This window comes from Marinobacter sp. LV10MA510-1, assembly GCF_002563885.1.
GTDB lineage: Bacteria > Pseudomonadota > Gammaproteobacteria > Pseudomonadales > Oleiphilaceae > Marinobacter.
This window is the reverse complement of record NZ_PDJA01000001.1, coordinates 1,616,892-1,634,862: the sequence shown is the minus strand read 5'-3', so window position 1 is coordinate 1,634,862 and position 17,971 is coordinate 1,616,892. Positions and strand designations below refer to the sequence as shown.

Here is a 17,971-nt window from a genome sequence, read left to right as displayed (position 1 = left end):
CTGATACCTACCGAAAATGGGAGCGTAAACTGAAGTGGTTGAATGGGAGGGGTTATGAGCGACAATATTTATGACTACGATCCGGCGGCGGCGCTAGACAGCGAGGATGCCATTGCGATATTTCTTGCTGATGCACTGGAAACCGGTGATTCTGGTTACATCGCTAAGGCGATGGGGGTAGTGGCACGCGCCAAGGGTATGGCAGAGCTGGCACGTGAAACCGGCCTTTCCCGTGAACAGCTATACCGCTCATTCAGTGGGCAGGGCAACCCTACGCTGAAAACCATGCTTGCGGTAACGCGAGCGTTGGGCGTGGACTTGACGACTCGCCCACACCAAGAACCTGTAGTGGTGCAAAATCCCCAGGCGTGAGACCGGTTCAGCAAAAAAGGGTCGTCCGGGTACGCCGCTAGGCCGCTCGTCGGCGTTCTTTGCGATAGTCGCCTCAAAAGCCGTGGCCCGCTCGCACAAACGTAACAAACGTATGGTGTCTAATCACGGTTGCAAAAGCCGGGACAGATTTGAAATCTGTCCCCGTCACTTAAAGCAGGGACAGACTTGAAGTCTGTCCCTGGCTGGCCGGCTTCTGGAGTCGGCAACAAGGACGTTGTTATGATCAATATTTCCCACCACGGCGCCGTTTCTGGCGTTACTGGCTCCTGCCACAAATTGCTGGTTGGCCAGTCCGACAAGCAAGCTGTATCCAGTCTGTTGTTGCGGCAAATTTACCGTAACATTATTTTGCACACTAACATTTAAAATGTTAGTGTTTTTAAAAATGTTATGGTTGTCTTGCCATGGAAAAATTAATCACAGATCTGTGCGAGTACGTCTCTGAGGTAGCCGGTCTCTCCATATTGGTGTCGGGGCCTTTGAGCGTTTCATTGCCCAACTACCTGGCCGGCAGTTACGACCTGTATGAGATTTCCATTGGTAAAGAGAGATTTCTGGGAGTGGCACTCAAATCTCCGGAAAGTTTTAAGCCGGTAGCGTTTGAAAAACATATGAGCAAGCTGATGGACGCTGTCGATGTAGCGGAATTCTGGCTCCTCATCGCCGCTGATCTTCCCAGTTACACCCGTCGACGTCTTGTAGCGCGCCAATTTGCTTTCGTGTTGCCATGGCGGCAGTTGCATTGGCCAGAGCTGGGCATGGCTGTTCAGGCCAGGAAGAAGCGGGAGCCGGGAGAGATATCTGATCGCTTCAAGCCAGCCACTCAGGCCGTTGTTCTTCATGGTTTAATTGAATCTGATGACGAGCCAGCAAGTGTTCAGGCACTGTCCAAGCGCTTGGGATACACCCCGATGACAATCTCCAGGGCTTTCGATGAATTGGAATCTGCAGGGCTCGGTTGCATTATCACGCGAGGTCGCGAGAGGTTGCTGAGCTTTCCCGAGGGCTCGGAGGCACTTTGGGAACGAGCCCGCAAATATCTGCGAACCCCTGTAAGACAGGTTCGTAGGGTTCGTTTGGCCGAGATTAACGCTAGCAACCTCCCGCTGGCCGGCGAATCTGCATTGTCTCGAAGAACCATGTTGACGGCCCCCCAAGAACCGGTTTTTGCCGCCAGTAGAAGAGAATGGAAGCAAATCTCCAGGACTGCAGATGTAATCCCAGTACAGGATGATGGAACGTGTAGGGTACAAATCTGGCGGTATGAGCCGAGGCTGTTTGTGAGTGATGGGACCGTTGACCCGTTTTCGCTCTATCAGAGCTTGAAGGATGAGCGCGACGAGCGGATTGAAATGTCGTTGGATGAGTTAATGGAGTAATTAACATGATAGCGGGACTGGATAAGTTTCGAGAGCACTTCGCAGATTACCAGGACCAATACTTGCTTATAGGCGGTGCTGCGGCATGGCTATTACTGGATGAGGCCGGGCTGGATGCGCGAGCCACCAAAGATCTGGATATCGTTCTGGCGATTGAAGTGCTTGATCCCCGTTTCGCAGCCGCCTTTTGGGATTTCGTTGTGGCTGGTGATTACGAAATCTGCCAGAAAGGTAATGGTGAGCGAACATTCTATCGCTTCGCGAAACCCCAAGTGGCTGGGTATCCGGTAATGCTGGAATTGTTTTCGCGTGTGCCGGACGAACTAAAGTTAGGCGATGGCGCAAAGCTGACCCCGATACCGGTGTCCGAAGGTGTGTCCAGTTTGTCCGCTATCCTGCTTGACGATGCCTATTATGAGTTTTTGCATCAACATCGACAGGTGTTGGATGGTATTACATTGGTTAGCGAAAAGTGTTTGATTCCACTTAAGGCAAAGGCGTGGCTAGATTTGTCCGCTCGCAAAGGCGAGCCTGGTGTGGACAGCCGGGATATCAAAAAACATCGGAGCGATATTCTTCGCTTATACCAGTTGTTGCCGCCAGGAGAGCCTGTGGAACTATCGGATACGGTTCAGGCAGATATGGAAGAGTTTTTGTCGCGAGTTGAACCTGAGATTTCCGCCGACATGCTCAAAAATCTGGGTATCCGAGGTGTTTCCCCCAAGGATGTTTTTCTCCAGATCCGAAGGACATACGGAATTTAGTCTGGCCTTCACCCGAAAGGGGAGCCGGTCGTTGACATTGGCGAGGGGAGATTTGCTTTGCAGACTATCGCAAAGTAAGCGTTACCAGACCTTTACAGGTTGACAGCCGGGAAAGACCGGCACCTTATTCAACTGTTGATAGCGAAAATTAAAGGAGTAAGCGGGAACAGGGTCGGCTAACGTCGACGCGCTATCCCTCCCCGACCTGAAGAGACGGGGTATCTCGCTCAAAATATGATGATGAAATGGAACAATATAAAGCGCAATACCCGCAGGAGAGCAACACCATGGCCACCTTGAGTGAGCGGTTACGAGCGGAAGGCATGCAACAAGGCATGCAACAAGGCATGCAGCAAGGCATGCAGCAAGGTGAGGCCGCCGCTTTGAAAAAGCTGATCAGCCTGAAATTCGGTGAGCTTCCCCGCTGGGCCGAAGCGCAAATTCAATCTGCCGGTGTTCCAGAACTGGAGGTCTGGCTGGAAGCTATATTGACCTCGGATACGTTGGAGTCATTACTGAATCGGCATTAACGAAAGAGCTTAGCCCCTCTTTTGCGTTGCGCCTCGACGTGGCCTTGTGGGAGCCAAACAAGGCTCAGCTGCTGATTTCTCTGCTTACTGTGGTGTTTACGCTGGGCGTGTTTGTCCGCCTTGGGTTGTATCGCGCCGTTATTCGCTACATGAGCGACCGGGCTTTCATAACCATCATCACCGACGGGTTTTTCGCCTAATGGGGGTGTTGAGGATTTGGTGTGGAATTTGAATCCGCGGCCTGTGGTAGCTGGGGCCGGGACAGTCGGGACAGTCGATAGAGCCGGGACAGATTTGAAATCTGTCCCGAAGGCGGGAAAGGAGAAACTGGGACAGATTTGAACTCTGTCCGGAAGGCGGAAGCTGAAGTAAAGCGGGGACAAACTTTAAGTCTGTCCCCACGGGATAAGGTCCTGAACGGCTAGTCCTCCAGTTCAAACTGCAAAGCAACCTCGAAGTCTTGTCCGCCGTAAAAAACGCCCAAGATGAAAACATGCTTGTCATCCACAGCAAATGCAATTACGGCCCGCTTGCGGTAGTTTGTGATTCGCAGTCCGGGCCGTATGTCGTCACGTTGGTTTCCTCGATGTGGAAACGTCTGTAGATCTTCACAGTGGGTTACGATGGCGTCTGTATAGCGTTTAGCAATTTCCGGTGAAGCCTTCGTGGCAATATAGCGATAGAGCACCGCCAGCTGTTCCATCGCTTCCGGTGTAAACTCAACGGTGTACACCATTACGTTTGTGAAGTGGAGTTCTGGTGTTCTGCTGATAACCGGGCGCGCACTTGGTCGACATTGAGCGCGCGCGTTGGGTCAGCCTTCAATGCATCGTAAGCAGGGGCTACTTGACCGACGAGCCAGTTCTCCAAGGCACGGTCACGGGCCAGTAGCGCCCGCAAGCCATCGCGAATCACTTCGCTTTCAGTGGCGTATTCGCCAGCGGCAACCTTGGCTTTTACTACGTCGGCCATCTGGTTGGGTAGAGTAATGCTGAATTGTTGAGTGGTACGCATGACGGGCCTCCCGCATAAGATAGGATTTAATCCTACTCCATCCTGCGGAGATAATCACGGTTGCAAGGGACAGACTTTAAGTCTGTCCCTTGCAACCGCCAACAAGGAGGTTGTTATGATCAATATTTCCCACCACGGCGCCGTTTCTGGCGTTACCGGCTCCTGCCACGAATTGAGTATTACTCCCCCTGGTCGGTTGCATCCTTCCGCCGGCATCTTGATTGACTGTGGCCTGTTTCAGGGTGCAGACGCCGCGGGCAGGCTCGCTCGGGGACAGATTTCTAAATCTGTCCCCGCTTTGGCTCATCAATCTGTCCCTGCTTCGGCGAATATTGCCGCCCTTGCTATCGATTTCCCCCTTGATCACATCCACGCGCTGGTGGTTACCCACGTGCACATTGACCACGTTGGCCGCATACCTTATTTGCTGGCGGCGGGGTTTGACGGGCCGATTATATGCTCTGAGCCTTCCGCCATTATGTTGCCGGAGATTCTGGAAGACGCTCTAAAAATTGGCTTTACGCGGGATAGGGCTTTGATTGAACGCGTGCTGGGACTGATTCGCCAGCGCTTGGTGCCAGTGCCTTATGGGCAGTGGCATTCGGTGTTTGGGGCGGATAATGAAACCGGCGGTTCTCTGGATATTCGCTTTCAGCCGGCAGGGCATATTCTGGGCTCGGCTTATGTGGAGTGTGATGTTACGGCGGCAGGGCAAGAGGGAGCGCACGTTGGAGAAGGCGAAGGTGAGCGTGTCGGGGAACAGGGCGAGCTGGCTAATGAGCGCATTGTGTTCAGTGGTGATTTAGGCGCTGCTCACGCGCCGCTGCTGACGGCACCGGTGTCGCCGGAACGTGCTGATCGGTTGGTGATTGAAAGCACCTATGGCGATAAGGATCACGAAGACCGCACCACCCGGCGTTTGCGTTTAAAGCAGGTGTTGCAAAGCGCCCTGGCCGATGGCGGTACCGTGATTGTGCCGGCGTTCAGTATTGGCCGAACTCAGGATTTGCTGTATGAAATTGAAAGCCTGATTCATGAATTTGGCGCTGAGCCGGTGGCGCCGGGTGTGGAGTGGCAGGATCTGGAAGTTGTGGTGGATTCGCCCTTGGCGGCAGAGTTCACCCGTATTTATCGCCAGTTAAAACCCATGTGGGACGCGGAAGCCCAGGAAGTGCTGAGCCAGGGGCGACACCCGTTGGGTTTTGATCAGCTTACGCTGATTAACAGCCATGCGAGTCACCTTGACGCCGTTGAGTATCTGGCCAGTTTCAAGCGCCCGGCGGTGGTGTTGGCCGGTTCAGGCATGTGTGCCGGTGGTCGTGTGGTGAACTACTTGAAAGCGATGCTCGGCGACGCCCGTAATGATGTGTTGTTCGTGGGCTATCAGGCTGCGGGTACACCAGGGCGGGAAATTCTGAAATATGGCAGCAACGCCGGTGTGCGAACACCGGATCAGGCTGGCTGGGTAGAACTTGATGACAAACGTTACCCCATTTGCGCCCGTATTCATCAAGTAGGCGGTTATTCCGCCCACGCAGGGCAAAGTGACTTGTTGAATTTTGTAATGGGTATTGCCGATGCGCCCAAAGAAATTCGGCTAGTGCACGGTGATGATGGTGCCAAGGTGGCGTTGAAGAGCGTGTTGGAAAGTGCTTTGAAGGCAACGCCGGGTTCACGGGTGGTGATTGCTGAGTGATGTTTAGGGCACACCGGAAACCTGAAAAGGGGACGGATTTGAAATCCGTCCCCGTTGTCCTCAAATCCGTCCCTGGGAACACGGTTACTCCGCCAAGCTGTTCAGCGCCTGCTCTAAATCTGCAATCAAATCCCCCGCATCTTCAAGCCCCACGGACAATCGCAGTAAGCCATCAGTGATGCCCCTTTGTGCCCGGTCTTCGGGTGTCAGGCGGTAGTGGCTGGTGGCGATTGGCTGACTGACCAGGCTTTCTACGCCGCTCAGGCTCGCTTGCTAGCAGAGCTGTTAATGAGATATAGTGCAAAAAATAGCACAAATTTTTGTGCAAATTATTGTTGGAGTGGGTTATGACAACGAACTCTATTTTGGCGGAAAAGTCGGTCAGCATTTCTGCATTGCGTAATAATCCGGCGCAGTATTTCCAAAACGAGCCTATTGCGGTTTTGAACCACAACAAGCCAGCAGGCTACATGATTGGTGCAGAGCTGTTTGAGAAGATGGTTCAGTTGATTGGGGATCAAGAAGAATCGCGTACGTTTGTGGGACGTTTTCGTCCGCGAGGCTCTGAGCTTGCTGACCTCTGTAAAAAGGGAGCTGACTTAATGCTGGAAACGACCCGAGAGGACATGGAGGGCTTCTCTGAGTGATACGTGTTTTCAGGTCAGTCACTATCCAAAAACTGTTTAAAGAAGAGGATTTAAACGATCTCATCAACGACTTTCGGAAGTACAAGGAAAGTGGTCTTTGCCCGGATTATTTTGGGCGGGATGTCGCCTATGATCACCCGCATACTCCATCGCTAATTCTGCAGGAGGATGTTCGTCACGTTCACCTATCAGAATTCGGCGCCTGGCCGGTTCGGCTAATGCAATTTAATCGCACGAGTGATCGGCACCTGGTTTATTGTCAAGGCGCCATCCACAGGGAGTGTTACCTACTCATCACACTTCTTAGCCCTGATGCCCATGAGCAAGCCACCGTCAGCAATGTCATGCGCAAGATTGGAGAGCAAGCCGAAGTTTTTCGCATGAAGTATTAACGCGCCTGGCAACTGGCGCTCTTGCGCCGCACTCATTAGGCTGTGAATCGGGTTGTGGCGATCATACGGTCGGATCGGAACAAAGTTCGTACCGACAGAATCATTACCCGTTGGCTAAAACGCCATTTGCAGCGACTTGGAGCTGAAGTACACCTGGATCGGCTCAACAGTTTGGTGGAGATTGCAGTAGCGACGGGATTAGATTTCCCCCTTGATCACATTCGTGCGCGGGTGGTGATTGCTGAGTGATACACTACTTGCTCGCAGGTACAAAATATTGTACTTTTAGGTTGTGGAATTAAAAACAGTAGGAAATCTATGCTCAAGGATGTTGCATGGGTCGGGTCAAGTAAGGCTGACCTGAGTGCTTTCCCTTCAAAGGCGAGAGTGGATATGGGCTATCAGATACATCTCGTCCAAACTGGCCAGAAGGCAGATGATTGGAAGCCATTGAAGAGTCTTGGTAAGGGAATTTTGGGTGTAGATGCACAGAGCGACAAGGATTTGATTGTTGCACGTTACCGCGAAGTTAAAGAGAGGTTGTCATGACAATTGAAATTACAAAAGGCTCAGTATTCGATGCCATTGAAGAGGACGCTGCGGCGGCGGAAGTGCTGAAGGTTAAGGCGGCTTTAATGGATTGCATCCGTAATTACATTGCCTCGAATGGTTTAACTCAGCGGCAAGCAGCGGATTTGATGGGAGTGCAGCGTTCAAGAATCGGCGATGTCGCGCGCGGCCATGTCAGTGTGTTCTCAATTGATGCTTTGGTTTCCATGGCTGCACGGGTAAACCTGCATCCAGTGAAAGTCGCTGCTTAAGGCCTTGGAGCCAGTGAACCGTCAAGATTTCGAATTGAGTGTGCATGGTATTCATTGGGACGCACTGGATGAGGACATCAGCGTAAAGGGGCTCCTGGCAGGCCTCGGCGACCAAACCCGCCGCAACAAGAAAAGAGCTGCTTAGTAGTGCGAGAGGGGACGGATTTGAAATCCGTCCCCGGTGTCCCGTCCCCGGGAACACGGTTACTCCGCTAAACTGTCCAGCGCCTGCTCTAAATCTGCAATCAGATCCCCCGCATCTTCAAGCCCCACGGACAATCGCAGTAAGCCATCAGTGATGCCCCTTTGTGCCCGGTCTTCGGGTGTCAGGCGGTAGTGGCTGGTGGCAATTGGCTGGCTGACGAGGCTTTCTACGCCGCCCAGGCTGGTGGCTAGCAGGAAGACTTGCAGGTGGTCTTCGACACGTTCTGCGGCTTTTCCGCCGCCTACGATATCAATACTAAGCATGCCGCCGAAGCCGTGCATTTGCTGTTTGGCGAGTTGGTGGCCGGGGAAATCTGGCAGGCCGGGGTAGAGTACGCGGCTGACTTTCGGGTGCTTTTCCATGGCGATGGCCACGGCCATGGCGTTTTCGTTGTGCTGGCGGACTCGTACGTGCAGGGTTCGCAGGCTGCGCGATAGCAGTGCGGCCATTTCCGGTGCCAGTATCTGGCCCAAGCTTTTACGCCAGGCGGCGACGGGTTTGGCGAGTTCTGCGCTGGACATAAAGGCGCCGGCGGTTAAGTCGCTGTGGCCGGCCAGGTACTTTGTGGCGCTGTGCATGACCAGATCGGCGCCCAGTTCCAGCGGGCGCTGGTTGATGGGGCTGGCGAAGGTGTTATCAACGGCCAATAAGGCGCCCTTGGCGTGAGCACGGCGGGCCAAGTCGGCAATGTCTAGTATGGCCATGGTTGGGTTGGCTGGGGTTTCGCAGTACACCAACATGTCGGGTTCGGTCAGATGCTGTTCCAGCTCATCCAGCTGTTGGTTTAGAAGGAAGATGACGGGAATGCCCAAGGGCTCAAAATGATTCACCAGCAGTTCCTGGGTGCCGCCGTACAGATCGCCTGCGCACACTATGCCGTTGCGGCCATGGGCAAACAGGGTGGCGGAGATGGCCGCCATGCCGGAGGCAAACGCTAAACCTGCCTGTGCTGATTCCAGCTGCGCCAGCCCCTGTTCCAGCTCTTTAATGGTGGGGTTGGTGCCCCAGCGGGTGTACAGGTTGCCGTCGTTTTCACCTTTTACCACGGCCAGCTGTTCGGCGGTGGTGTCGAAACGGTAGGTGGTGGTGTTGTAAATCGGCGAGTAAGGGCTGCCTTGCTGGTCCCGATGGCGCCGGTTGTGAATGATGCGGGTGGCGGGGTGGTGATTGGGTGATGGGCTGTGGTCGGACATGGCTGAGGCTCCTTTTTGGGGGAGCAGTTTCTCATAAAGCGTAATGCCGGGACAGATTTCAAATCTGTCCCGAAGGACGAGCTTAATGCCAAAGCGGGGACGGACTGCCAAAGCGGGGACGGATTTGAAATCCGTCCCCTGGCCCCCTCCCTAGCGGCAGTTCAGCACGGCATCGGCGATGCTTTGCTGGAACTGCTCATAGCCTTCGGATGTCGCGGGTATGTCTGTGGCCAGTGGGTCCCAGGTGCTGAAGGTGATGTCTAAGCCCTCTGTAATGCCTTTCCACCATTGGGTGTTGAACTGGGGTTCGGTGAGCAGGCAGGCGCTGCCGGCTTGTTTTAGCTGGTTTTGTACTTCGGCGATGTGTTTGGCGCCGGGGCTGAATGCCGGGTTTAGTGTGAGGACGCCTTGCAGTTGCAGGCCGTAGTGTTCGGCGAAGCGGGTGAAGGCGCTGTGGTAGGAGAACAGTTTCCGGTCTTGCAGCGGTTCGAGTTGCTCGCGGATGCTGGCTTCGCGGGCATTCACGCGTTGTTCAAACGCTTGCAGGTTTTGTTGGATAGCCTGGGCGTTGGTGCTGTCCAGGTTTGACAGTGTTTGTGCAATGGCGCGGGCCATTTCAAGGGCGAGTTGTGGGTCTACCCAGGTGTGTGGGTCGTCACCCGTGCCGTGGTCGTGATTGCGCTCATCATCAGTCTGGGCATAATCGTCGCTGTGTTCGCTGTGTTCGCTGTGTTCGCTGTGGTCTTCTTTGTCGCTGTGATTGTCGTGTTCGTCCTCGTCACTGTGACCATTGTGTTTTTCTTCGTCAGCTTGGTGTTCGTGATGGTCGGTATGCTCACGGCTTTGGTTGTCGTCGGCGTGAGGAGCTTCTTCGTTGTGGTTGTCCGTCTGGCCCGACAGCTGATGGGTTCTGCCGCTGAATTCGTTATTGGCCAGCAGACCGATAAGAAAGCTTTCCATATCCGGCCCTACCCAGAAGATGGCATCAGCCTGCTCCAGGGCGCGGCGTTGGGACGGGCGCAGGGTGTAATTGTGCGGGCTGCCGCCCGGGGCGACGAGGCTGGTAACGGTGACGTCATCGGTGGCCACGGCGCGTACCAGCAGTTCCAGCGGTTTGATGGACGTGACTATGTTTGTGTCGGCGACTGCGGGCAGGGCAGCGGCGAGTGTTAGCAGGCCGGTTATAAAAGCAGCACGGGGCAGGCGCAGTTGGGTGCTCATAGTTTGGTGTTCCATTCAGGTTTATTAGAGTGGGCGGCGGATGAGCCGTTGCTTGCTTTAGAAATGTTATAATATTTCATCAACGGGTTGCGATGCAAATGCATGCTGAAGCGAAAGCGCTGGTGACAATGCGGTTTGCCGGTTTGGCCGTTATAATGGGAAACAACTGACGATTAATGGCCACTTTTTATTCCCGTAAGGCTCTTATTATCACGCTATTCTCGGGAATTTATTTCAGGAAATACCCATGACTGTAGTACGTACTCGAATTGCTCCGTCACCCACCGGCGATCCGCACGTTGGCACCGCATACGTGGCTTTGTTCAACCTGTGTTTTGCGCGCCAGCACGGTGGCCAGTTTATTCTGCGCATTGAAGACACCGACCAAGCCCGCAGCACACCGGAATCCGAACAGGAAATTCTGACCGCGCTGCGTTGGCTTGGTTTGAACTGGGATGAAGGCCCCGATGTGGGCGGCCCTCACGGCCCTTACCGCCAATCGGAGCGTAAAGATTCGTACGCCCAGTACGCGGAAGACTTGGTCACCGCCGGCCACGCGTTCTATTGCTTCCGCACGCCGGAAGAGCTGGATGTGATTCGTGAAGAGCGCAAGGCAGCGGGCTTGAATCCGGGCATTAAGGGCAATCTAGAGTTGTCACCGGAAGAGGTGCATCGTCGCCGGGAAGCGGGCGACCCCTATGTGATCCGCATGAAGGTGCCTGACGAAGGCGTGTGTGAAATTTCCGACATGCTGCGCGGCACCATCGAGATCGACTGGGCCCAGGTGGACTGCCAGATTCTGCTAAAGTCTGATGGCATGCCCACGTACCACTTGGCGAACGTGGTGGACGACCACCTGATGGAAATTACCCACGTGCTGCGCGGTGAGGAGTGGATTAACTCGGCGCCCAAGCACAAGCTGTTGTATGAGTACTTTGGTTGGGACATGCCGGTACTGTGTCACCTGCCGCTGCTGCGTAACCCCGACAAGAGCAAGCTCTCGAAACGTAAGAACCCAACCAGCATCAACTTCTATGAACGCATGGGCTTTTTGCCGGAAGCGGTGACCAATTACCTGGGCCGCATGGGCTGGTCGATGCCGGATGAGCGCGAGAAGTTCACCCTGGATGAGATGATCAGCCATTTTGATATTCAGCGAGTGTCCCTGGGTGGCCCGGTGTTTGATGTTGAGAAGCTGCGCTGGCTGAATGGCCTGTGGCTGCGGGAAGAACTCAGCGACGAACAGTTTATGCAGCGCATGAGCCAGTGGTGGTTTAATCAGAACGACTTGGCCGCGCTGGTGCCGTTTGTGAAGGGCCGTGCCGACGTGTTCTCGGATGTGGCGCCCATGGCCCAGTTCATGTTCAGCGGCATGTTGCCGTTGACGCCAGAGAGCTTCGCCCACAACAAATTGGAAGAAGGGCAGGTGAAGCGGGTACTGCAGTTCACATTGTGGCACCTGGAGGCTCAGCGCCACTGGAGTAAAGACAACATATTTGCCGATGTGAAGTTCCTGGCCAAGGCGATGGACCTGAAAATGGGCGATTTCATGTTCGCTGTGTTCGTGGCGATTGCCGGTACGCCGAATTCCTGGTCGGTGATGGATTCGATGGAGCAGTTAGGGCCAGACATGACCCGTGCGCGTTTGCGCCATGCGTTGGAAATTTTGGGTGGGTTTTCCAAGAAGGAAACCAAAAAGGTAGAGAAAGAATACGCTGCGTTGATTGCTGAATAATCAATCTGTTCAATCGGTAAGCGCTAAAGGCAGGGATGCCGGTGGTTTTCGGCGAACTTGGAGAAAGTGGCAGAAAAGGGTTGACGGCCCAGGGGTCGATCCTTACTATACGCATCGATTGGGGGCCATAGCTCAGCTGGGAGAGCGCAACACTGGCAGTGTTGAGGTCGACGGTTCGATCCCGTCTGGCTCCACCAATTTTTTCTAGTCCCCTTCGTCTAGCGGCCTAGGACTCCGCCCTTTCACGGCGGCAACAGGGGTTCGAACCCCCTAGGGGACGCCAATACGGCTTGCAGGTTTAGTCCACCGGCAAGCCATCAAAAAAACCACCTTCGGGTGGTTTTTTTGTGCCTGTAATATGGGTCAAGCACGGGGACGGATTTCAAATCCGTCCCCGTTTGGCTTTGTCGGTCAAGCTTGGGGACAGATTTGAAATCTGTCCCCGTCTGGCTGTTCCTGTCTGGCTCATCGCGACGCCATAGCCCCTTTTCCCACACCCTCATACGCCTTCACCCGAATCGAATCTTCCGGAAACTCCTGCTTCAGCTGATCCGCAATATGCGCGGCAATAAGTTCTACAGTGGTGTCTGTGTCCATCATATACACGCGGCTGGCGGGTAGGGTTAGGGCGAATTCGCCCTGGTTGGCTTCGTATTCGAAGTGGATATACTCCACGCCTTTGTCGTCCACGAAGCGGCGGCTGATGTCTTCTTCGGTGCCTACGTAGATGTCTTTCCAGAGTTCTGCCCAGAGGGCTTCCAGGGCGGTGTCGCGCTGTTCGTTGCGGTGGATACAGATGGGCGAACGGTGGCCGTGGGCGATGCGCTGGCAGTTGCCCAGGTGTTTCTTAAGGCCGTGCACATAATGGTAGTAAGGTCCTTCAAGCACTTCTTCACGCAGGTGTACGTCTACGGATATTACGTTGTTGGGCAGTACGGCTTTCAGTTCGTGTTCCAGCAGGGTGGCAACAGCCGCTTTGGTGACGGTGTCACCAGCCAGCCAAAGCACGGCTTCACCCGGGCCGGTGTGGGCGATCTGTTCGCCGTTGGTAAGCGGCCATATAAAGTGCTGGGGTGTTTGGTCGTTTCGCAACAACCCCGGGTGGCCTTTTGGTACTACCAGGCGGTGGTCTACCTGGGCGTCGATCACTTGTTTGATCACCCGTTTTACGTGTGAAAAATCGAACACCATGCCCTGTTCATCCAGCTCGCCGCCCAGAACAATGTCGGCAATCCAGCTTTCACCCACTAAGCCGCGGGTTGCGTCCAGGTAGGCGAAGTCGATGACGGTGAGGTTGTCTATAAACAGGTGATTCATGAAGCTTCCGCAGGGTTGGAGGGTGTTTTAGATAATATGCTACTAGATGCCGTGCTACTGGAAAGTGTGCTTGGTGATGTGGTGGGCGACGTGCTGAGTGACGCGTCGGTTGTGCTGTATTGATGCTCCCAGGCGCGCATGTAAACGTCGGCTTCGTATTCATAGGGCGAGCGGAACGGCGACAGTACAAAATCAAAGATCAAAAAGAAGCCGCCAATAGACCCCCAGGCAATCACCAAGGTACTGAGGGTGTTGGCCTGAAGTTCCGGATTGCTGCCGGTGAAGTCCTGCAGTAGCGCAATCATATCATTGGCCAGCACAACCGGATTAAATTGGGCCAGCACCAGCGGAATCCAGAAGGCGAAAAACACCGGAAAAAATCCGAATGACCACAATACCCGCCGCAACAGATAAACCGTCATGGCTCGCCAGTAGTGATTGCGCACAGCCGGCGTTTTGCGGATGCTTTTGAGGTAGCGCCTGCGTTCATCCCAGTAAGCGGCGACTTCACGTGCCGGAACCGGGTCGCCAGGCGCCTGGCTGGTGCTCAGTGTCGGGGACGGGGTTGGCGCTTTTGAATTTGCGAGGTTGCCGGGGGTATTTTCTATTGTGCTCATAGTGATAGCAATTACCTTGTTGCACCGGGTGTGCTGCATGATAACGGATAACCCGTGTTACGCTGTACCTTTGCGCTTTCCGCATCGTATCTGTTTATAACGCATCACCTTGCCGCAGTGTCAGGGCGTAACGATTTTACCGCGCAACCCGTTATTGAATCATCTCTCGAGTCATCCCTCGAGTTATCTCTCGAATTAACAACAGGACAGTTTGAATGGCTGCAACATCTGACAACGCAATGCATCCGGCGTTTGAAAAAATTCGTTCCCACCACATCGGCACCCTGAATCTGGATGTTGAAGAATATCGCCATATAAAGACGGGTGCGCGCCACTTGCACCTGGCTGCAGACAACGACGAAAACGTGTTCTTTGTGGCCTTGCGTACGTTTCCGATGGATTCATCCGGCGTGGCTCACATTCTGGAGCATACCGCACTGTGCGGTAGCGAGCGTTATCCGGTACGCGATCCGTTCTTTATGATGATTCGCCGTTCGCTGAATACCTTTATGAACGCGTTCACCAGCAGCGACTGGACCGCCTATCCGTTCGCCAGCATGAACCGCAAAGATTTTGACAACCTGCTGGACGTGTATCTGGATTCGGTGTTTTTCTCCAAGCTGGACAAACTGGATTTTGCCCAGGAAGGCCATCGCCTGGAGTTCGACAAGCCGGAAGATCCGACCAGCGATTTGGTATACCGCGGCGTGGTGTACAACGAGATGAAGGGCGCTATGAGTTCGGCCACGTCTCAGCTATGGCAGAACCTGTCCAGCCATCTGTTTCCTACGACCACTTACCATTACAACAGCGGTGGCGAGCCGGATCACATTACCGATTTGTCCTATGACGACCTGTTGGCGTTCTACAAGCATCATTATCACCCCAGCAACGCGATTTTTGCGACCTACGGCAATATTCCGGCCGTTGAACACCAGGAGCGCTTCGAAAAGCTGGTGCTCAAGCGTTTTGACAAGCTGGATGTAAAACTGCCGGTTTATGATGAAAAACGAATGTTTGCGCCGCTGCGGGTAGAGCAGGCTTACGCCGTTAACGAAGGCGAACCAACGGAAGCCAAAACCCACATTGTTGTGGGTTGGCTGTTAGGCCACAGTTTTGACTTGGAAGAAAACCTGGAAGGCCAGTTGTTGTCTTCGGTGCTACTGGATAACAGCGCGTCACCGCTGATGCGCGCTTTGGAAACCACCGAGCTGGGCCAGGCGCCTTCGCCTTTGTGCGGGCTGGAAGATTCCAACCGTGAAATGACGTTCGTGTGCGGTATAGAAGGCAGCGAGCCTGCGCAGCAGCAAGCGCTTGAGCAGCTGATTGAAGAAACCTTGAAGAAGGTTGTTGAAGACGGCGTTAGCAGTGAACGGCTGGAAGCGATTTTGCATCAGTTGGAATTGCACCAGCGCGAAATTTCCGGTGACGGCTTCCCTTACGGTTTGCAGCTGATTATGTCCGCCATTTCGCCAATGGTGCACGGCGGTGACCCGGTGGATCTGCTGGATCTGGAGCCGGTTCTGGCTCGTCTGCGGGAAAAAATTCAGGACCCACAGTTTGTGCCGAACCTGATTCGTCGCAAGTTGCTGGACAACCCGCACCGGGTAACCTTGACCCTGCGCCCGGACGACAAGCTGGAAGGCCTGCGCACCGAGTCTATCCGTGCTTCCCTGGCGCAGCGCAAAGCCAAGCTGAGTGATGAAGAAACCGCACAGATCGTTGAGCGCGCCCAGGCCCTGGAAGACCGCCAAACCCGCAAAGACGACGACTCAATTCTGCCGAAGGTGGATTTGACCGATGTGCCCCTGCAGATGCCAGAGCCCGAAGGCCGTTTTGATGGCGACCTGTCGGCCACGGTCTATGCCCGCGGTACCAACGGATTGGTTTATCAACAGGTGGTATTGCCACTGCCGTCGTTGAATGAAGAAGAGCTGGCGCTGATGCCTTATTACACCGCGCTGATTTCAGAAGTGGGCTGTGGTGAGCTGGATTACCTGCAGATGCAGGACCGCATTTCTGCTGAAACCGGTGGCATTTCGGCCAGCTTTGTCAGCAAGGGCAAGATTGACAACGTGCAGGATATGTCCGGTTACCTGGTGTTCAGCGGCAAGGCTCTGGCGCGCAACAGTGACGCTCTGGCGCGTTTGCTGAAAGACGTTTACAGCAACGCCCGTTTTGATGAAACCGGCCGCATTGCGGAAATTATTGCCCAGATTCGCGCCCGCCGTGAACAAGCCGTTACCGGCAGTGGCCATGCCTTGGCCATGAGCGCCGCGGCCCAGGGCATGAGCCCGGGCGCCTGGCTGAGTTTCCGCCTGGGCGGGCTGGAAGCCATTCGCCGCACCAAATCATTGGATAAATCCCTGAAAGAGCCGGCTGAGCTGAAAGCGTTCTGCCAGAAGCTGACGGATCTGCATCAGAAGGTTGGCAAGCAAAGCCGCCAGTTCCTGCTGATTGGTGAAGACGAGCAACTGCAGCCGATGCTGGACGATGTGAAAGGCCTGTGGCAAAACGCGGAATCTGCGCCAGACAGCGCGTGGCGCATGGAGCCGGTGAACTACACCACCCATGAAGCCTGGCTGACTTCAACCCAGGTGAACTTCTGCGCCAAGGCCTATCCCACGGTGGCGGTTGATCACCCGGATGCGGCCGCGTTGACGGTGCTGGGCGGATTCTTGCGTAACGGTTATTTGCACCGTGCCATCCGCGAGAAAGGCGGCGCTTACGGCGGCGGTGCAGCGCAGGACAGCGTGAACGGCACGTTCAAGTTCTTCTCTTACCGCGACCCGCGCCTGGCCGATACCCTGGCGGATTTTGACAAGGCTCTGGAGTGGTTGGTGGAAGCTGATCACAGCTATCAAGATTTGGAAGAGTCTATTCTGGGCGTGATCGGCCAGTTGGACAAACCCCATTCACCGGCCGGCGCAGCGCGCCATGCGTTTCACAGTGCGTTGTTTGGCCGCAGCGCCGAGCAGCGTGGGCGTTTCCGCGAGCGGGTTCTAGCTACAACGATTGACGACCTGAAACGGGTGGCTGCAGATTGGCTGGCGCCAGAAAAAGCCAGCACTGCGGTGGTCACCAGCGCCGACAATCGCGCGCTGGTGGAGCAGTTGGGCCTGGGTATTCAGGAGCTGTAAGGCGGGCTTTAGCAAACAAGCAACCCGGGCTCAGCGATTTCGTTTGAGCCCGGTTGCTACCATAATACGGGTCGAAATTTCTTCCACCGAGTAAGCCGTGGTGTTTAAAAACGGCACGCGCTCGCGACGGTATATCAGCTCTATTTCCTCAATTTCATGCATGCATTGGCTAATGGACGCATAGCGGGAGTTTGGCTTGCGTTCGTTGCGAATGGTGGCCAGCCGTTCCGGCTCGATGGTCAGGCCGAACACTTTTTGTTTGTGGGGTCGCAGTGCTTTTGGTAACTGCTGGTCTGTCAGGTCTTCTTCGGTGATAGGGTAATTGGCGGCCTTCACACCGTATTGCAGGGCCAGGTACAGGCACGTGGGTGTTTTGCCGCTGCGGGATGCGCCCACCAGAATCAGGTCGGCTTCGTCGTAATGTCGAATGCGTGCTCCGTCGTCGTTATCCAGCGCAAAGTTCACTGCGTGAATGCGGCGCTCGTAATTGTCGCCGTTTACAATGGAGTGTGATTTGCCCACGGTGTAGGACGATGCAGACTGCAGTTCCTGTTCCAGCGGGTTTAAAAACGTTCCGAATATATCCACCATAAAGCCGTTTGCGGTAGACACAATTGTGCGGATATCGTTGTTCACAATGGTGTCGAATACCAGCGGGCGGGCATCGTCGTGTTCAGAAGCCAGATTGATGCGCTCCACAATTTCGTGGGCTTTGTTCTCATCATCTATGTAAGGAACGGTGATGCGTTCAAAGTCGATTTTTTCGAACTGAGCCAGCAGCGCGTGTCCTAGCCCTTCGGCCGTCAGGCCTGTTCCGTCTGACAGAAAGAATGCGGTGCGTTTCATGTTGGAGCGGTTCCCTATGTAATTGCCACAATTTCCAGTATTATACACTCCAAATCCGACA

Annotated in this window: 22 protein-coding genes and 2 tRNA genes; 16 read left to right on the top strand and 8 right to left on the bottom strand. The window is 54.5% G+C overall.

All coding sequences use genetic code 11. The features are described from left to right. Positions 1–54 precede the first annotated feature (54 nt). The 6 genes from ATI45_RS07835 to ATI45_RS22215 all read left to right on the top strand — a co-directional run bounded on the left by ATI45_RS07835 (position 55) and on the right by ATI45_RS22215 (position 3,266). Entirely contained in the window at positions 55–372 is a 318-nt protein-coding gene (locus tag ATI45_RS07835) for an addiction module antidote protein (RefSeq protein ID WP_098418996.1), read from the top strand. A gap of 240 nt (positions 373–612) precedes the next feature. Continuing rightward, positions 613–759: a hypothetical protein gene (locus ATI45_RS22220; RefSeq protein WP_179887997.1), complete on the top strand. Its 147-nt coding sequence runs from the start codon at positions 613–615 to the stop codon at positions 757–759. Positions 760–797: 38 nt separating this feature from the next. Continuing rightward, positions 798–1,772: a transcriptional regulator gene (locus ATI45_RS07830; RefSeq protein WP_098418995.1), complete on the top strand. Its 975-nt coding sequence runs from the start codon at positions 798–800 to the stop codon at positions 1,770–1,772. A 62-nt stretch (positions 1,773–1,834) separates the two neighbouring features. Beyond that, on the top strand, positions 1,835–2,536 hold the full coding sequence (locus ATI45_RS07825) for a hypothetical protein (RefSeq protein ID WP_218926131.1): 702 nt from the start codon (positions 1,835–1,837) through the stop codon (positions 2,534–2,536). A gap of 245 nt (positions 2,537–2,781) precedes the next feature. Further along, on the top strand, positions 2,782–3,066 hold the full coding sequence (locus ATI45_RS07820) for a DUF4351 domain-containing protein (protein ID WP_098418993.1): 285 nt from the start codon (positions 2,782–2,784) through the stop codon (positions 3,064–3,066). A 44-nt stretch (positions 3,067–3,110) separates the two neighbouring features. Then, a complete protein-coding gene (locus ATI45_RS22215; protein ID WP_179887979.1) occupies positions 3,111–3,266 on the top strand; it encodes a hypothetical protein in 156 nt (51 codons plus the stop codon). 221 nt (positions 3,267–3,487) lie between these two features. On the opposite strand, the gene ATI45_RS07815 is transcribed toward ATI45_RS22215, so the two are convergent. After that, complete coding sequence (locus tag ATI45_RS07815) at positions 3,488–3,802, bottom strand: type II toxin-antitoxin system RelE/ParE family toxin (RefSeq protein WP_007351638.1); 315 nt, start codon at positions 3,800–3,802, stop codon at positions 3,488–3,490. Beyond that, positions 3,802–4,080 (bottom strand): ribbon-helix-helix domain-containing protein, encoded by a 279-nt coding sequence (locus ATI45_RS07810; protein ID WP_098418992.1) that lies wholly within the window; start codon positions 4,078–4,080, stop codon positions 3,802–3,804. The genes ATI45_RS07815 and ATI45_RS07810 overlap by 1 nt, the downstream gene beginning before the upstream one ends. A gap of 115 nt (positions 4,081–4,195) precedes the next feature. Between ATI45_RS07810 and ATI45_RS07805 the strand changes: the two genes are divergently transcribed. Beyond that, positions 4,196–5,776 (top strand): MBL fold metallo-hydrolase RNA specificity domain-containing protein, encoded by a 1,581-nt coding sequence (locus ATI45_RS07805; protein WP_098418991.1) that lies wholly within the window; start codon positions 4,196–4,198, stop codon positions 5,774–5,776. 84 nt (positions 5,777–5,860) lie between these two features. Here ATI45_RS07805 and ATI45_RS07800 read toward each other — a convergent pair whose 3' ends face one another. Further along, positions 5,861–6,040 carry a trans-sulfuration enzyme family protein gene (locus ATI45_RS07800; protein ID WP_098421687.1) on the bottom strand — a complete coding sequence of 60 codons (180 nt, stop codon included), beginning with the start codon at positions 6,038–6,040 and terminating at the stop codon, positions 5,861–5,863. An 83-nt stretch (positions 6,041–6,123) separates the two neighbouring features. Between ATI45_RS07800 and yafN the strand changes: the two genes are divergently transcribed. The 5 genes from yafN (at position 6,124) to ATI45_RS07770 (ending at position 7,781) form a co-directional block, all read left to right on the top strand. Continuing rightward, positions 6,124–6,423 carry a type I toxin-antitoxin system antitoxin YafN gene (gene yafN / locus ATI45_RS07795; protein ID WP_098418990.1) on the top strand — a complete coding sequence of 100 codons (300 nt, stop codon included), beginning with the start codon at positions 6,124–6,126 and terminating at the stop codon, positions 6,421–6,423. Beyond that, complete coding sequence (locus ATI45_RS07790) at positions 6,420–6,815, top strand: type II toxin-antitoxin system YafO family toxin (protein WP_098418989.1); 396 nt, start codon at positions 6,420–6,422, stop codon at positions 6,813–6,815. The genes yafN and ATI45_RS07790 overlap by 4 nt, the downstream gene beginning before the upstream one ends. Before the next feature lie 318 nt (positions 6,816–7,133). Continuing rightward, positions 7,134–7,364, top strand: a complete 231-nt coding sequence (locus ATI45_RS07780) for a hypothetical protein (protein ID WP_098418987.1) — start codon at positions 7,134–7,136, stop codon at positions 7,362–7,364. Then, positions 7,361–7,636: a helix-turn-helix domain-containing protein gene (locus tag ATI45_RS07775; RefSeq protein ID WP_098418986.1), complete on the top strand. Its 276-nt coding sequence runs from the start codon at positions 7,361–7,363 to the stop codon at positions 7,634–7,636. Before ATI45_RS07780 ends, ATI45_RS07775 begins: the two co-directional genes overlap by 4 nt. Before the next feature lie 13 nt (positions 7,637–7,649). Then, a complete protein-coding gene (locus tag ATI45_RS07770; RefSeq protein WP_228735950.1) occupies positions 7,650–7,781 on the top strand; it encodes a DUF2442 domain-containing protein in 132 nt (43 codons plus the stop codon). A 59-nt stretch (positions 7,782–7,840) separates the two neighbouring features. Here ATI45_RS07770 and ATI45_RS07765 read toward each other — a convergent pair whose 3' ends face one another. Together ATI45_RS07765 and ATI45_RS07760 are read right to left on the bottom strand one after the other, a co-directional pair. Further along, positions 7,841–9,034, bottom strand: a complete 1,194-nt coding sequence (locus ATI45_RS07765) for a trans-sulfuration enzyme family protein (RefSeq protein WP_098418984.1) — start codon at positions 9,032–9,034, stop codon at positions 7,841–7,843. Between the two features lie 150 nt (positions 9,035–9,184). Then, the gene (locus ATI45_RS07760) at positions 9,185–10,255 is read right to left on the bottom strand and encodes a zinc ABC transporter substrate-binding protein (RefSeq protein ID WP_098418983.1); all 1,071 of its coding nucleotides are present in this window, start codon (positions 10,253–10,255) and stop codon (positions 9,185–9,187) included. Positions 10,256–10,502: 247 nt separating this feature from the next. Between ATI45_RS07760 and gltX the strand changes: the two genes are divergently transcribed. The 3 genes from gltX (at position 10,503) to ATI45_RS07745 (ending at position 12,273) form a co-directional block, all read left to right on the top strand. Beyond that, a complete protein-coding gene (gltX, locus tag ATI45_RS07755) occupies positions 10,503–11,990 on the top strand; it encodes a glutamate--tRNA ligase (protein ID WP_098418982.1) in 1,488 nt (495 codons plus the stop codon). Positions 11,991–12,111: 121 nt separating this feature from the next. Then, positions 12,112–12,187: transfer RNA gene (locus ATI45_RS07750), tRNA-Ala, on the top strand. 10 nt (positions 12,188–12,197) lie between these two features. After that, positions 12,198–12,273: transfer RNA gene (locus tag ATI45_RS07745), tRNA-Glu, on the top strand. 182 nt (positions 12,274–12,455) lie between these two features. Here ATI45_RS07745 and ATI45_RS07740 read toward each other — a convergent pair. Next, positions 12,456–13,307, bottom strand: coding sequence for a 6-carboxytetrahydropterin synthase (locus ATI45_RS07740; protein ID WP_098418981.1), 852 nt, complete (start codon positions 13,305–13,307; stop codon positions 12,456–12,458). Then, the gene (locus tag ATI45_RS07735; protein WP_228705977.1) at positions 13,304–13,924 is read right to left on the bottom strand and encodes a hypothetical protein; all 621 of its coding nucleotides are present in this window, start codon (positions 13,922–13,924) and stop codon (positions 13,304–13,306) included. The genes ATI45_RS07740 and ATI45_RS07735 overlap by 4 nt, the downstream gene beginning before the upstream one ends. 215 nt (positions 13,925–14,139) lie before the next feature. Between ATI45_RS07735 and ATI45_RS07730 the strand changes: the two genes are divergently transcribed. Further along, positions 14,140–17,064: an insulinase family protein gene (locus tag ATI45_RS07730; RefSeq protein WP_098418979.1), complete on the top strand. Its 2,925-nt coding sequence runs from the start codon at positions 14,140–14,142 to the stop codon at positions 17,062–17,064. Positions 17,065–17,094: 30 nt separating this feature from the next. On the opposite strand, the gene ATI45_RS07725 is transcribed toward ATI45_RS07730, so the two are convergent. Continuing rightward, a complete protein-coding gene (locus tag ATI45_RS07725; protein WP_098418978.1) occupies positions 17,095–17,910 on the bottom strand; it encodes a pyruvate, water dikinase regulatory protein in 816 nt (271 codons plus the stop codon). Positions 17,911–17,971 lie beyond the last annotated feature (61 nt).

Coding starts and splice junctions, on each gene's coding strand:
- ATI45_RS07835 (WP_098418996.1), top strand. CDS start 55: ATGAGCGACAATATTTATGACTACGATCCGGCGGCGGCGCTAGACAGC.
- ATI45_RS22220 (WP_179887997.1), top strand. CDS start 613: ATGATCAATATTTCCCACCACGGCGCCGTTTCTGGCGTTACTGGCTCC.
- ATI45_RS07830 (WP_098418995.1), top strand. CDS start 798: ATGGAAAAATTAATCACAGATCTGTGCGAGTACGTCTCTGAGGTAGCC.
- ATI45_RS07820 (WP_098418993.1), top strand. CDS start 2,782: ATGGAACAATATAAAGCGCAATACCCGCAGGAGAGCAACACCATGGCC.
- ATI45_RS07815 (WP_007351638.1), bottom strand. CDS start 3,802: ATGGTGTACACCGTTGAGTTTACACCGGAAGCGATGGAACAGCTGGCG.
- ATI45_RS07810 (WP_098418992.1), bottom strand. CDS start 4,080: ATGCGTACCACTCAACAATTCAGCATTACTCTACCCAACCAGATGGCC.
- ATI45_RS07805 (WP_098418991.1), top strand. CDS start 4,196: ATGATCAATATTTCCCACCACGGCGCCGTTTCTGGCGTTACCGGCTCC.
- yafN (WP_098418990.1), top strand. CDS start 6,124: ATGACAACGAACTCTATTTTGGCGGAAAAGTCGGTCAGCATTTCTGCA.
- ATI45_RS07780 (WP_098418987.1), top strand. CDS start 7,134: ATGCTCAAGGATGTTGCATGGGTCGGGTCAAGTAAGGCTGACCTGAGT.
- ATI45_RS07775 (WP_098418986.1), top strand. CDS start 7,361: ATGACAATTGAAATTACAAAAGGCTCAGTATTCGATGCCATTGAAGAG.
- ATI45_RS07765 (WP_098418984.1), bottom strand. CDS start 9,034: ATGTCCGACCACAGCCCATCACCCAATCACCACCCCGCCACCCGCATC.
- ATI45_RS07760 (WP_098418983.1), bottom strand. CDS start 10,255: ATGAGCACCCAACTGCGCCTGCCCCGTGCTGCTTTTATAACCGGCCTG.
- gltX (WP_098418982.1), top strand. CDS start 10,503: ATGACTGTAGTACGTACTCGAATTGCTCCGTCACCCACCGGCGATCCG.
- ATI45_RS07740 (WP_098418981.1), bottom strand. CDS start 13,307: ATGAATCACCTGTTTATAGACAACCTCACCGTCATCGACTTCGCCTAC.
- ATI45_RS07735 (WP_228705977.1), bottom strand. CDS start 13,924: ATGAGCACAATAGAAAATACCCCCGGCAACCTCGCAAATTCAAAAGCG.
- ATI45_RS07730 (WP_098418979.1), top strand. CDS start 14,140: ATGGCTGCAACATCTGACAACGCAATGCATCCGGCGTTTGAAAAAATT.
- ATI45_RS07725 (WP_098418978.1), bottom strand. CDS start 17,910: ATGAAACGCACCGCATTCTTTCTGTCAGACGGAACAGGCCTGACGGCC.